Raw genomic sequence first — 14,222 nt, 5'->3', positions numbered from 1 at the left:
TGCCAGCTACCTGAACGAGTTCGTGTTCCGCTTCAACCGCCGGCGGTCCCGCAGCCGTGGGATGGTGTTCTACCGGGTACTCGAACTCGCGATTGCGAACGAGCCTGTGCGCTACAAGGAACTCGCACTGACCCAGCGACCCCGAACAGTACTCCCCACCCCGCCGAGGGCAAATGGCCACCCGCCAAGCCTCGACCTCCCTCCCGCAAACCGTCCGTGGAGGAACTCCGGTTAAGTGGAGAGCCCAGTCGGCGGAAACGGCGCTGCGTCTGGCGCGTGTCTTTGGCACCTCCGTCGAGCTCTGGATGAACCTGCAACAATGCTATGAACTAGAATGCGCGAAGGACGCACTCGGAGACACGCTTGAGCAGATCAAGCCGATCGGTCTGGCGGCTTGATGGCTATCAACTGGCGATCCGGTGCTGCCACGCTTTATTGGATCCCGATTATTAGCCCTGAGCCGGCAGGCAGGAACTGCATCACATGAGTTCAATCCGCCACACCACCCCGCTGAGTTATCCGGTCAGTGACAACCAGCTCGTCATCGGCGGCCTCCCCATCACTCGCCTGGCCGAGCGCGTCGGACGCACGCCCTTCTATGCCTATGACCGCGCCCTGATCAGCGCGCGCATCACCCAGCTACGCCAAGCCCTGCCGGACGAGATCCATCTGCATTACGCGATCAAGGCCAACCCGATGCCGGCTGTGGTGCAGCATCTCGCGGGTCTGGTCGATGGGTTCGATGTCGCCTCCGGCGGCGAATTGAAGACCGTGCTCGACACGCCCATGCCGCCCCATCAGATCAGCTTCGCGGGGCCGGCCAAGACACCCGCCGAGCTACGCCAGGCCATTGCCGCCGGTATCGTGATCAATCTGGAATCCGAACGCGAGTTGCTGGCGGCGGTTCAGGCCGGCGAGGCACTGGGCATCCAGCCCAAGGTCGCGGTGCGCGTCAATCCGGATTTCGAGTTGAAATCCTCCGGGATGAAGATGAGCGGCGGTCCTAAACAGTTCGGGATCGATGCCGAGCAGGTGCCCGCCGTGCTGGGCAGGATGAAGACCATGGATCTCGAATTCATCGGATTCCATATCTTCTCCGGTTCACAGAATCTGCGCGCCGAGGCCATCTCCGAGGCTCAGGAGAAAACGCTCGAACTTGCCATGCGCCTGGCCTTGGAGGCGCCCGCCCCGGTGCGTGCACTCAATCTCGGCGGTGGCTTCGGCATCCCCTACTTCCCCGGCGAGCAACCACTGGATCTCGCTGCCGTGGGCGCGCGTCTGTCCGAACTCCTGCCGTCGGCCCGGCGCGCGCTGCCAGATACGGAGTTGATCATCGAACTCGGGCGCTTCATCGTCGGCGAGGCCGGGGTGTATGTCTGCCGGGTCGTCGAGCGCAAGCTCTCGCGCGGTCAGGTGTTTCTGGTCACCGATGGCGGATTGCACCATCATCTGGCCGCCTCGGGAAACTTCGGGCAGGTCATCCGCAAGAATTATCCGGTGCTGGTCGCCAATCGGGTCGAGTCGGGCGACGAACCCGAAACGGCGTCCGTGGTCGGCCCGCTCTGCACCCCACTCGACCTGCTGGCCGATAAAATGCCGCTCGGTCACGCCCGCGAAGGCGATCTGATTGCCGTCATGCAGTCAGGGGCTTACGGCTTGACGGCAAGTCCGACAGCCTTCTTGGGACATCCGCCCCCGGTCGAGGTGCTTGTCTGAGATCGATTTCGACCACGCATCCGCCAAATTTCAGATTCTCTGTTTCTCGGTTGGAGCAGGAAAAAACGCCCATGCCCTTGATCGACATCATCGCCGGTGCGCGGCCGAATTTCATGAAGATTGCGCCCATCATCCGCGCGCTCGAGGCACGTCAGGCCGCCGGCAGCATGCTTCGCTATCGTCTGGTGCACACCGGTCAGCACTATGACGCCCGGATGTCGGGTGACTTCTTCACGCAACTCGGCATCCCGGAACCCGATGTCAATCTGGAGGTGGGGTCGGGCAGCCAGGCGGAACAGACCGCCGCGATCATGACCCGCTACGAACGCCTGCTGCTGGAGGCGCCGAGCCGACTGTGCCTGGTGGTGGGCGACGTGACCTCGACCATGGCCTGCGCCATCGCCGCGCAGAAGCTCTGCATCCCGGTCGCCCATGTCGAGGCCGGGATCCGCTCGGGTGACTGGACCATGCCTGAGGAGATCAATCGGATGGTGACGGATGCGATCACCAACTGGTTCTTCACCACCAGCGAGGTGGCCAACGCCAATCTGCGCCGGGCTGGCGTGGACGAGTCGCGGATTTTTTTCGTCGGCAACACCATGATCGACAGCTTGCTGGTCAATCTGCCGCGACTGCGTCAGCCGCCCTTTTGGGAGGAACTGGGCTTGCAAGCCGGCGAGTACTTCGTGCTGACGCTGCACCGTCCAGCGAATGTCGACCACGGCGACGGCTTCGCGCGTCTGCTAGCGGCGATCAGCACCGGGACACGCGGCTTGCCTGTGGTTTTTCCGGTGCACCCACGCACCGCCAAGACCCTGCGCGAACTAGGCGAGGTGCCACCGAACGTCCGGCTGGTCGATCCTCAACCCTATCTCGAATTCAATTATCTGGTGCGCTCAGCTAAGGCGGTGATCACGGATTCCGGCGGCATCACCGAGGAGACGACCGTCATGGGCGTCCCCTGCCTAACCCTGCGCGATTCGACAGAACGCCCGGAGACCGTGACCATCGGCACCAATGAGCTGATCGGCACCGACCCAGCCAAACTTGGACCGGCGTTGGATCGGCTCTTTGCCGGTGAATGGAAACAGGGCGCGATTCCGGAGAAGTGGGACGGTCAAACCGGCCCGCGCATCGCGGCGATTTTGGAGCGCTTGTTCACGGACGCTGCCGAATCGAAATCTGTTTAGCCTGAGCGTCAAGGCTGAGTTCGATGAGTCCGCTCTGTGTGACCGACACGGTTTCCTGACGGTCGCCAAGGTCGACCTCGAACTGATCACCGATAGATACACCGGTAACCAGTAACCGCGTCTGCTGGCCCGGAATGTCCAGTTGGACCGGCTCTCTGAAATGACCGATGTCGAAGAGCAGCAGACTTTTGTCCGTATAGGCCGCAAGCGCCTCGCCACTGTTCAAGCGTAAGGGCTCGACAGGCTTCGGATTCGCTCCGCGCAGACTCGGGGTCAGGGCGATCAGGAATCGATCCAGCCGATTCGGCTGTGTGGGCTGGATCTCGATCCGCCAGAGTCCGTTGTCGAACCAACGGGCCTTAAGAGAATCCTGGCCAAAATTGAGGCCATCGAGTACCTGCTCATCACCATCAACCTCGACATAGTACTCATACCCCTTCCCGCCTACGAGTCGAGTCACCGCCTCCTCAGGTGCCAATCGCACCAGATCCAGCTTACCGCGCCCATTGACCATCGACAGGCGTTCAGACGGACTTTCCAGGATGCCCGCGTTCTCGCTCCCTAACTTGACGTGCAGATTTGGGATATCCGGCCGTTGCGGCAGGTGCAGCAGCCACTTTTTGGTATAGCTGGGATCGGTTGACTCGACAGTGTCGAACACAAAGACTCGATCCTCATTGATTAGATAAAGCAGCACCCGCGTGACCTGCTCCACCTTGCCACCCCGGTCTTGGGTGTCGTAGTCGCTGTTATCATAGGCCCCAGTGAGATCTGCCTCGACATACAACAAACGGTCGTCGATGAGCTGATAGGTACGGATCACACCCCCTTCGTAGTGCCGCCCCTGGCCGATCTGGGCCAGCCAATCCGCGACACCCTGAATCGAACTTCCGGTCGGCATGACGATCCGCTGTCCCCCGTCGATGACGTTGCGTTCGAGGAGCGGCGATGGATGGATGCGCTCATTCGGACGCAGCACCAATAGAGAATTGCGCGAGACCGTGCGGATACCGTAGTAGAGCCGATTGGGCGCGGCGATATCGCCCCGGTAGGTGGCATTGCTGATCGCCAGTGGCGCACCTTTGAAGAGCGTGAAATGACCGGCGTCGTAGTGACCGTGATGCGTGAGACTATGTCCCGCGCGCAGGGTCAACATTGTGTCGTCCGCTCCCCAGCCGCTACGCGCCACGATCTGGTTGAACGCCTTCGGCCCAAACCAGTCCGCACTCGGAAGCACGGCCTTCAAGCCATTCAGCGTACCTGATGTAACAGATGCCAGCGGTAACACCGTCGGGTCGTTGAAGAGTTGGAAGCCCCAGCGATAGCCGCGGTAGTAACTTTCGGCTCCATGCCTAGCTTCCAGCCAGCGCGAATAGCTCGATAGCACACGACTGCGCGTGAGCTGGACGATGAGATCGATGACCCGGCGCGTCTCGTCCTTGAGGTCGACCCTGGGGCCTTCGTCGCCCGTCAGCTCGACGCGCCCATCCGGGCGCGTCATGTAGAGCGTCCACAACCCAACACGCTCGAGCGCCTGGCGCATCTCGGGCGCGGCCTGCGTATCCTCGAACCCGTTGAGATAGGCGCTGGCGGCCAGGGTCAATAGGAAGGCGCGCGAATTGATCCAATAGTTGTAGCCTTCGGGCCAGCCCTCCGAGAGCCTGAGCGCGGCCATGGCTTCGCGGAAATGGACCTGAGCACGGCGGATCAATGTCTCCTGTTCCGGACTCTCGGCATCGAGCGCGACGGCGATCAACCAAGCCGTCGCCGCCAGAGTCGCACGACCATGCCACAGCGATGGACCACGACCATCGAGCTGCTCCAGATAGCTGGGTAGGAGCGCGGTCAACTGGGTTTGAACCCGGCGGCGTGTCGTCTCAGGCAGATCGGGATGGAGCGCGAGCCAGTCATAGGCCCAGGCCAACTCCCAGCCATTGCCATAGTCCCCGTAGTCACCTGGCGGACTCGGCTCAAAGGTGCTCAGTGCCTCGAGTCCCCGCCGTCCGGCCTGCTCGTCACCCGTGAGGATCCAGCAGACCGCGAGCCGCAGTACTCCTGAACCACCGCAAGGCGGATAACGTCTCGGATCGAGGCCAACGGCGGCGTAGCCTTCCTGACGCGCCCTGATCGCTGGCGCCAAACCACGACCGTTCCAGTCGGCGAGTTCGGGCAACAGAATGCGCGGATGCGTGGGGCGCTGGCGTCCATCCAGAGCGACAGCGGAAAAACGCGGCGGCGGACGCAGCCAGGGTTCGAGCCACGGAAGCTCGATTTCGTAACGCTTTAAAACCTTGGTCACCAACTGTCGCGCATCGACGTCGTAGAAACGCATCGTTTGAGCAAGCGCCAGGAACGCAAGGCCCGCGCCGAGCGCCATGATCAAGGTCATGAGCATCAGTTTGCGTCTGCGATTGGCAAATCCGGGTCGAGCCACTGCGGATTGAGCGACCGGAACCGGACGCAAGGCGGGCCGTGCAATGGACGTGTGACCCAAGGCCAGCAAGGTGGTCAGCCAGAAGAGAACACCGACGCGCGGTGAATCGATGATGGTTCCAAAGACACCGACCGCATAGAAGCCCGCCAAGGCGACGAGCAGCGCCAGGGCGAATGGGTCCATGTTGGCGGCCGAGCGGGCCGTTCTCGTCAGCGCCGCCAGAGCAATCAGGCCAAACAGGACGAGTCCGACGAGTCCGAGCTCGAAATAGACATGGAGCCACAGGTTCTTGATGTGCCAGGGCAGATGGTCGAAGTCCGAGTACAGGAACCAGCGGTCGAAGCCCCGTGCGAAATCACCATTGTCGACGCGCTCGTGTCCGCTCGCATCCTGGATCGAGATGGTGTCGATGTCGATCCAGCGGCCCGCCGAACGGTTGGCGATCTCGAGCGTCAGCCAACCCTCCTGAGCGTCTTTGAACGACCCTAGCTCCTTCGAGTCGAAGGTCTGCTCGATGCGCGTCCAGTCCGAGCCATTCGGCTGAAGCCTTTGGTTTAAGGTCGCACAGGTTGGATTCCATTCGTTCGCCGGAACCAGGTGCCGATGACAGATCCGCAACTCCAGTTGGATCGGTTTGGATTGATCATCCGTCTTGAAAGACAGTGACAACCAGTAAGGCTGCTTGGGCTCCAGCGACAAACGCTGGCCGATCCGAATATTAGGTCCGCCGAACAGCCTGAGCGAACGACGTGCGCCAGCGTCCTCGATCCTGAATCCGGCGATGCTGGCGGGATCCTGGTGCATCAGGTAATAGGTCTGGGGAAAACGTCCAACACCCTGCCCCAGGAGCCGGGTGACCAGATCGCGATCCATGATCGAGACTGCGGTCCGCCAGTGTTCGAGGCGATGTTGCAAATCCTGCGAACCCGTGGCCAGGCGCGTATCCATGCGATAGCCGAACAGACTGAGCGTCAGCAGGAACAGAACGCCCGCAAAGACGGCCAGGATCATCCCCGACTGCTGGAGTGCCAGCCGTCCCGCCAGGCGACGCCCGATCCAGACGCCGATGAGCGTGGCGGGTGGAATACAGAGCATGGCCTGCCACACAGCCGGCAAGGGCAGAAATCCATAGTTCCGATCGAGGATCGTCCAGGTACAGAGCAGGGTCAACGCCGCTGCCAGGGTCGCCAGCGCCGCCGGACGCCAGCGACTCCACATGGCCGGACCTGGGATCATCACCATGAGCGCGCCGCTCAGGAAGGCCGTCAGGGTATAGGCCAAGGCTACGGAACCACCGCTGCGAAAGGCGATATAGGCTAGGCCAACCATCGTCAGCGCAATCAATGCAACGAGCGGGATGTCGCGCGCTCGGATCGTCGCGCGTCGCTGAAACGCCAGCGCCAGGAATGCAACGGCCATGGCGACGAAGACGCCGAGATAGACGCCGCGTGAAAACGTCACGAAAGACGTATAGAGCAGGCCGAGCAGCGCGAGTCCAGGCAGACTCGCCCCCAAGAGTCCACGCGCGCTCAAAAAGGCCGTCGCAACGAACGGCAGGGTCAACAGCAGCCAGCCATCGATGGCGGTGCCGCCGGTGTGCATGTCCGCGAACAGGGCCGTGACTCGGTAAGAGGTCGAGAAATCGAGCAGCGCGCGGATGGGGGTATAGATGTTGCTCCAGAACAGGAGCGTCGAATAGATGCCACGCTCCCACAGTACGACGGCAAACACGGCCAGGGCGGCGAGCGACATCCCAAGGAACAAAAAGCGTCGCGCGCGCGCCGCATCGAGTCGTTCCTCGACCACCCAGGCCGGATAGAGCAGCAAGGCCCAGAACAACCCCTTAGAGACCCGCAAAGCGTTGAAGGGGCTGTAATAGCTGGCAAAGCTATTGGCATCGACCTCTGGCCAGGGATAGAGCGTGCGGAACAGCGACAGCCACACGAGTCCGACGAAGAGGACGAGCAGCACCCTCGACAGCGGCCGCATCGCCCCGAACGAAGGCACATAGCGGTCGCGCAACAGATAGGCCGCGAGCGTGACAAGCACGAGAGCATCGAACTCATCGAGATAGATCCGCCCCGTCCAGGGACGCAGATCCAGCACCGGCAACAGCAGCGGCAGCAGAATTAGCCAGAGCGCCGGTCGCCAGAGCAATAGACCGAGATAGACGGCCGAGCCTAACAGCAATGGCCATCGTGCGAATGGAAGATCGTATAGAATCCAGATCGCGAGGCTGAGCGGCAGAAGACCAATAACTCGGCCAACGCTGCCCAACAAACCTCGGCCGGCACCTGAAGCAGAGAGCGTCGTTGACCTGCGCCAGATTGGTGTCGAGCGGTTTATTGGCCGAGCTGAATCAGTTTGCACCATGCGATGAATCTCGCGTTCTCGGCTGAATCACCCCAAGTCCCGTGTCGCTACCCACTCCTCAAGCATCAGCATGACCCATAGCATCTTGCCGAAATAGGTCGCATGCAAGGTCTGGTGTTCGGTCTGAATACGGGCGATATAGTCCGGTCGCAGCCAGCCGCGACGACCGAGATCGGTCAGCCGGTCCCGCACCCGCTCGGCAAGTGCTTGATCGTCGCGCAGCCAGATCCCGAACGGAAGCCCAAAGCCGTGCTTGGACTTCTTGATGATGGCTTCGGGCAGATAGTCGTTCAGCGACCGCTTAACAAACCAGCGCAGATACTGCCCCTTCACCTTCCAGTCCGGCGGCACCTGCCCCGAGAACTCGACCAGCGCATCGTCGAGCAGCGGATAGCGGACTTCGACACCGGCGACCTCGGCCATGGCTGAGACCTTGCGCAGATCATTGTCGGCCAGGGTGAACTTGAGATCCAGATGCAGCATGCGGTTGATGAAGTGCTGGCTGTCGGCGCGCTCGTAAGGATCGCGCAGCAGGACGATTGGCCGCTCGGGATCGACCTGCGCCAGGAACTCGGGTGTAAACATCTCATTGAGCGGCTGACGATGGAAAAAGTTGTAGGCCTCCATTCGATCGGGCAACGGGGTGTTAGCCTGATGGACATAGCTCTTGAGCTTACGACCCGGCATCAGCCGATCCATCCAGGGGTAGGCGATGGCCGGCTCGATGAGCCCGCTCCTGATCCAGCCAGGAATTCGGCTATAGAACTCGAAGACCTTCTGCTTGGCGTAGCGCTCGTTGCCGCCGAGGATCTCGTCGCCACCGTCGCCACCCAGCATGACCCGATAGCCGTCATCAGCGGCCAGCTTGGCGCAGAAATAGGCCGAGACGGCCGATTCGTTGGCGAAGGGCTCGTCGTATTGATGGGCGATGCGCGGGATGGCGTCGAGAACGTCTTTAGGCGTCAGGTAGTATTCGCACGCATCCAAACCGAAATGACGCGCCACGATCCGTGCGTATTCCATTTCGTCGAAGCCCTCGGCTTCGAAACCGATCGAATAGGTGCGGGCAGGTTGGCCCTGGACGCCTGTCAGCAGTCCTGCCACGGTTGAACTGTCGATCCCGCCTGATAGAAAGGCTGCCACCTCATCCGTCCCACGTGCCCGCTCGACGCCCTCTCGCAGCAGGCGTCTGAAGTGGTCAGCCTGTTCCTCGAAATCCCGACGGGGCTCGTCGCGATAGGCCAGATGCCAATAGAATCCACGCTCGATGTTCCCTGCCCTGTAACGCACCCATTGCGCAGGAAGCAGTTTCTCCACACTGCGAAAGATGGTTCCAGGCGCGGGCACCATGCTGAAATAGAGATAGTCGAAGATCCCCTGTGGATCCAGATCAGCCGCGAGATCCGGATGATCCGCGACCAGATCGGCCCGGTTGGAGAAAATCAACCCCTCGCTGGAGCGCGCGAAGGCCATGGTCTGGATGCCAATCCGATCGACCGCCAGAAAGGCGTCCTGTCGCGGCGCATCGAGGATTGCAAACGCGAAGCTTCCATGCACTCGCTGCGTCAGCTCTGGGCCATGGGCGCGCCAGAGACGCAGAAGCGTCATCGCGGCATCCTCTCCGGAAGGTGGCGGCTCGCTGAACACTGGTCGGCCGCTCATGAGCGCGAGCACGCCTTCCTTTTCGGCCATGACGCACATGGGCCCCATCACGGCCATCACGGCCCCGTCCATCACGCGGACACTCGGATCATCCAGTGTGTATCCGCGCCCGGCCATCAGGGCGGCGACGGTTGCGCGCAACACGCCCTGGGGCTTTGACCTGGAGTCAAGCCAACCGCAAAAATCACGCATCGTTAAATCCTCGACTCATGACCGCCGTATCCGATCGCCACCCCCTAAAGTCCGGCACAATCGAACACATCAATAAAACCCAACATTATTGCTATTTCTGCTTCGTTTGGCTTAACTTTGCAGAACTTCGCACTTCAGAGCGGGCATCGTCCCTCCAAGGCCAGACGTTCTCCACAGAAACAATGGAAAGATGCCCGCATTGCGGTAGCTTAAACCTGCGCCGCTCCAACCAGCCAATCTCCCAGTCGCGCTCTGGATCTTATCCCCCATTCTTCAGATTGTTTCGCTGCTGTGAATGCGGTCGCCGCACTCACCTCCGGGATAGCTTCCTGGTCCAGAAATGGATCATGGGTCTCGTGACGCTAATGATGATCACGAGTGCCGCGCTCTGGGTCTACGTTAACGAGCTTGCGGGTACCAAGCCGGCCGAATTCATCCAGGACGAGCCACTTCAGGTCGCCAGCGACCAGACGCCTGGCCATACGATCCACGATGAATCCCTGAAGGATAATCCAGACTTACATCGCGCGGCGGAACGCGGCGACGCAGAGGCCCAATACCGTATCGGCATGGCCATTGTGCAGCGCTCTTGGGAGCGTAGCGAGCCCTTTGCGATGCTCGATGCCGTTACCTGGATCCGCAAGGCCGCCGATCAGAACTACATCCCGGCCCAGCGTGTGCTGGGGGCGCTCTACGAGAAGGGACGCGGACTGATCCAGGACTACGGACTCGCCCACGATTGGTACCTGCGCGCCGCCGAACAGGGGGATGCACCAGCGATGGCGCGGCTGGGAATGATGTTCGCGCGTGGACACGGGGTGAAGCAGGACTTTGCCCAGGCCTATATGTGGCTGAATCTAGCCTCTGGCCGCGGCGCTCTCGGCGCCGAGAGCGAGCGCAACAAGATACACGGAATGCTATCTCCGGCTGAGCTCGAAGCGGCGCAGGAACGCTCGCGCAGCCTCGATGCCAAGCTTCCCCGTCTCGCCGCGCAGTCCCAGATACTCCCGATTGGGTTTTGAGCATTGACTCCGCGCACCTCGCCATAGACCGTGCCGAGCGTGCAGCAGGCTTCTTGCGTGGGCTCATGCATCAAGTCCGCAGTCACCGCATGGATCAGCGCGCGGGCGAGCGTCAGGGTTTCGGGGACGCGCGAAATCCACTGATAGCCGTTCATCTCCTGGAGCGTCTCGCACGTCTAGAGCGCGATCGGCAATCACAACCTCCAGTCCGACATCGCGTTGAGCCGAGGCCCAGCTCGTCGCACATCCCGGCAACTAGCCCCAGGTGGTTGAGCGCTTTGCTGCTGTAGTGGCGCGGGCTGGCCATTGAGCCGGTTTCGCTGTGGACGGCCATGCGTTCTTCCCCTCGGTGTTCGCGGAAAAGGCGATTATAGGGAAATTGGGGGAAATCTTTCGGCAGGGTGAAGGGGTGCGGAATGTCGGCAAACGCTATCCGCAGACCCAGAACCCCGCCTGCCCGCGCCGCTTCAGAGTTCGCGCGCGTGGCACCGCAGATGGGGTGCCACGAGATGTTTGCTGTTTCAGGGTAGCCGCGATGGCGCCGACCCTACTCGCCTGAACTCCCTGGGAGATGTCGCAGAGCACGCACGGCCAGCGCTCGCTTCAACCGCGCTTGACCTCAATGGCATACCAGTCCAGATGACGGGTCAGCACCATGGTCAGCGCCAGCAGCCCGAAGAGCAGCAAGGAGCCCATCAGCAAGGCGACATCCTCGGACACCAGCAGCCCGTAGAGCGCCGCAAAGAGCGCGCCCAGCAGGGCGGCGAATCCGATGCCGCGCCGGGCGCTCCCCAACACCGTGCTGAGATAGAAACCCTGCAGACCGACACAGGCCGCGGTCGCGACGGCATAGGCTTGGCCAAAGGCGATGTGCTCGGAGAGACTGAGCAGGAGCAGGAAGAAGAGCGCCAGGGCGAGCCCGACGAGCAGATACTGCGCCGGGTGAATGCGCAGCGATTTCACCAGCTCGAAGAGGAAGAAGGCCGCGAAGCTGAGCGCGATGAAGAGGATGCCGTACTTCAGGGCGCGGTCGGCCATGGAGTAGACATTCACCGGTTCGATGAAGCGCACGCCGAGCCACTCCGCGCAGCCGGACGAGCAGGCCCGACCGGCCGCGACATCCGCGCGCAGCGCCGCGGGCGCCGTCGTCGCGAGTCCGGAGACCTCCCAGACGGCGCTGAAGCCGTCCGCATCCTGGCGCTGGCTGTCCGTGTTGGGCAGGAAACGCCCCTGAAAGCTCGGATGCGGCCAGGTCGACGACAGTGCGACCCGCGTGCTCTGGGCCAAGGGTACGAAGCTCACCGACTCGGTTCCCCGGAAGCCGAGCTTGAGGGTGAAGGGGACGATGCGCGGCGCGTCGGGCGTTCCCGCCGAGGTCTGCGTCTGGATCAAGGCCGGCAGCTTGGCATGGAGACCGTTCGACAACGTCTGCCCGAGTCCGGCCCCCTGCTCGAACCCCTGCTCGGCGTCCCCCCATTGCAGCAGCGGTGCACGCGCGATGCCGCGCGTGTCGCTCAGACCCACGCTGAGATAGGGTTGCCCCCAGGTGAGGTGGGATCCCTCGCGGTGCCGCTCGACCTCGGGCTCCGCCGGGATCGCGAACTCGCCCTGAATCGCCCCGTCCAGCTCGTAGACCAGCGCCTTGAAGAGCCCGCGGCGCTTGAGTGCCGTGCCGCCGTGAAAGTCCATCTCCACCGCCCGCGGCATGATGAGCGTCTTGCCTTCGACCTTGCACTGGCGCGTGCGGCGCACGCGCTTGGTCCCGCCCTCGACCGGCTCGTCCGCCCAATAGCTCTCGGTGTATTCCTCGGTGTAGGGCAAGACCAGCACCGGCCCCGTGAGCGTCTGCGCCCCGGCCGAGCTGGACGCGATCTCATTCACCACGGCCCGCTGCCGCGCCGCCCGTTCACCCACCAGCTGGTCGACCATGCCGAGCGGCACCGCCAGCACCAGCGCCAGACCGGCCGTCACGGCCGACTTGATCAATAGGGTCTTCTGCATCTCTGTCTCCTGATCGGTTGAAACCCGGGGACAGTGTGCTCAGGAGGATTGAAGCCCGGGTCGAGCCGGGGTGAAGTCATGTGAAGTCCCGTGAAGTTTCAGCCGCAAGCGCTGTCAGGGGGACTGGTGGGCAGGCGTGTGTGCTGCAAACGCATTGCACCAGGACGCTGCCCAGTGTCATGCCCGCGCGGGATCAGACCGCTCGCGGCCTCAGGACAGATAGCGCTGCGCGGCGGTGAGGAAATCCTCGGGCGGGGGCAGATCGGCGGGCGCCAGCGACAGCATCAGCAGGATGAGGCGCCGGCCTTGGGCATTGTGCAATTCACGCAGGATGATCCGCCGGGCCGAGGGGTCTCGCGGCTCCCGCTGGATGTTCATGGCATCCAGATAGAGACTGATGTCACGACTCCAAAGCTGACGCCTGGCGTCCTGGAGAACCTCCGCGACCATCTCCAGGTAGACCCGCAGCACGCGGTCCTCCGTCCCCAGGGTATGCAGCTGGTGCTTGATGCGCTCCAGCTCGGCCCGCACCGCGCTGAGATCCGCATAGGGCGCTTCGAAGCCCCACCCCCCGCGCTCCAGCTCGGCCAGCTTGCGTGTGAACAGATCGCGCTGCCGCGTGAGATCGACGCGCTCGACTTGCGCCTCAGTGATGCGAGCCAACCCCAGCGCCAGCAGTTGATCGAAAATCCAGCACTTCAGCGCGCGACGCGTGTCCGCCTCGGCCTCGGCCGGATCCACGAGCCGATGGCCGCCGAAGTTGACCATGACCTGGGAGACGTCGCGACGCACCTGCCCATTCACCAGCTCACGGCCGAGGACGTGTTTCTCGACGCGCTCCGTTAACAACAGGGCCGTGACGCGCTCGGCGAGGCGCCCAGGACCCACCAAGAAGTTGCGCAGCGCCCTGTCGCGCCCCAGATCTTCGAGCATGGAGTCGGCCGAGGCGAACACCGCACCAAGCCGGTGCTCGTCGAGGTACTCGCGGCGCCCGGCCGCCAGCGGCGCCGGGAGATCGTCCACCAGCGCGGCCGCATGATCGAGCGCCTCGACGACAGGCTTCAGCAGACGTTTTCGGTAGCCCGTCAGCAGCCGCAGCCGAGAATCGGTACCATCCACGGCGCGTTCGATAGCCGACTGGATGAGCGATTTGGGGTAACGCCCGCGAAGAGCGTCCCCGCCGCCGAGGAAGGATTGGAAGAGCGTCATGGTTACGACCAAGTATGACTGAGATGTTCAGATGCCCAGCGCATGACCGGGCGGCCGTGCATCCTGCCGCGTCGGCCGCCGGTACAGCCATTCTAGAACGGTCGCGGGCAGCAGACTGAGTATTGCGAGGCGATTCGCGAACCGCCTCCTCGCCTATGGTCGAGCCGACGGAGGTCTCTTTCCACAGGCGCAGCATGGCTCGTCGGGATGTCCTGGGGTAGTGTTTCTTTCTCACATCGCTCGTCGGCCCGGCGCAGGCGATGGATCATCGAAAGAAGCAAGGGGTTTTGAGTAGGCCGGGCACTCCCCGGACGGTAGGGCGACGTTTGTGTTCTCTGTTTGCCGCCTAGTTTCCTGGCGGTGCCACATGATCTCGCCCGTGGTCCAAGTTGCGACCCGGCCCCTCTCAGAACCGGACAAGCG

7 protein-coding genes and 2 pseudogenes are annotated in these 14,222 nt (G+C 62.6%); 4 read left to right on the top strand and 5 right to left on the bottom strand.

The window, feature by feature from the left end:
- The 3 genes and pseudogenes from CKO23_RS27000 to wecB form a co-directional block, all read left to right on the top strand.
- Positions 1-124 (top strand): annotated as a pseudogene (locus CKO23_RS27000) (IS1595 family transposase); the annotation flags it as partial.
- Between the two features lie 359 nt (positions 125-483).
- Positions 484-1,716 (top strand): pyridoxal-dependent decarboxylase, exosortase A system-associated, encoded by a 1,233-nt coding sequence (locus CKO23_RS21940; protein ID WP_200335109.1) that lies wholly within the window; start codon positions 484-486, stop codon positions 1,714-1,716.
- A 71-nt stretch (positions 1,717-1,787) separates the two neighbouring features.
- A complete protein-coding gene (wecB, locus tag CKO23_RS21935) occupies positions 1,788-2,906 on the top strand; it encodes a non-hydrolyzing UDP-N-acetylglucosamine 2-epimerase (RefSeq protein ID WP_200335107.1) in 1,119 nt (372 codons plus the stop codon).
- On the opposite strand, the gene CKO23_RS21930 is transcribed toward wecB, so the two are convergent.
- A complete protein-coding gene (locus CKO23_RS21930; RefSeq protein ID WP_200335105.1) occupies positions 2,875-7,530 on the bottom strand; it encodes a hypothetical protein in 4,656 nt (1,551 codons plus the stop codon). The two genes, wecB and CKO23_RS21930, sit on opposite strands and share 32 nt — an antisense overlap.
- Positions 7,531-7,740: 210 nt before the next feature.
- On the bottom strand, positions 7,741-9,567 hold the full coding sequence (locus CKO23_RS21925) for an asparagine synthetase B family protein (protein WP_200335103.1): 1,827 nt from the start codon (positions 9,565-9,567) through the stop codon (positions 7,741-7,743).
- Between the two features lie 365 nt (positions 9,568-9,932).
- Between CKO23_RS21925 and CKO23_RS21920 the strand changes: the two genes are divergently transcribed.
- On the top strand, positions 9,933-10,589 hold the full coding sequence (locus tag CKO23_RS21920) for a tetratricopeptide repeat protein (protein WP_242482643.1): 657 nt from the start codon (positions 9,933-9,935) through the stop codon (positions 10,587-10,589).
- Positions 10,590-10,600: 11 nt separating this feature from the next.
- Here CKO23_RS21920 and CKO23_RS26995 read toward each other — a convergent pair.
- From CKO23_RS26995 to CKO23_RS21910, 3 genes and pseudogenes are all read right to left on the bottom strand, one after another.
- Positions 10,601-10,811: pseudogene (locus CKO23_RS26995) on the bottom strand (IS1634 family transposase); the annotation flags it as partial.
- Between the two features lie 381 nt (positions 10,812-11,192).
- Positions 11,193-12,590, bottom strand: coding sequence for a cell envelope integrity protein CreD (gene creD / locus CKO23_RS21915; RefSeq protein WP_200335099.1), 1,398 nt, complete (start codon positions 12,588-12,590; stop codon positions 11,193-11,195).
- A 210-nt stretch (positions 12,591-12,800) separates the two neighbouring features.
- Positions 12,801-13,799, bottom strand: a complete 999-nt coding sequence (locus CKO23_RS21910) for a hypothetical protein (protein WP_200335097.1) — start codon at positions 13,797-13,799, stop codon at positions 12,801-12,803.
- Positions 13,800-14,222: the final 423 nt, after the last annotated feature.

It is taken from the genome of Thiocystis violacea, from assembly GCF_016583565.1.
Classification (GTDB): domain Bacteria; phylum Pseudomonadota; class Gammaproteobacteria; order Chromatiales; family Chromatiaceae; genus Thiorhodococcus; species Thiorhodococcus violaceus_A.
Note: the sequence above shows the minus strand (reverse complement) of the source record. Positions and strands in the feature narration are given on the sequence as shown.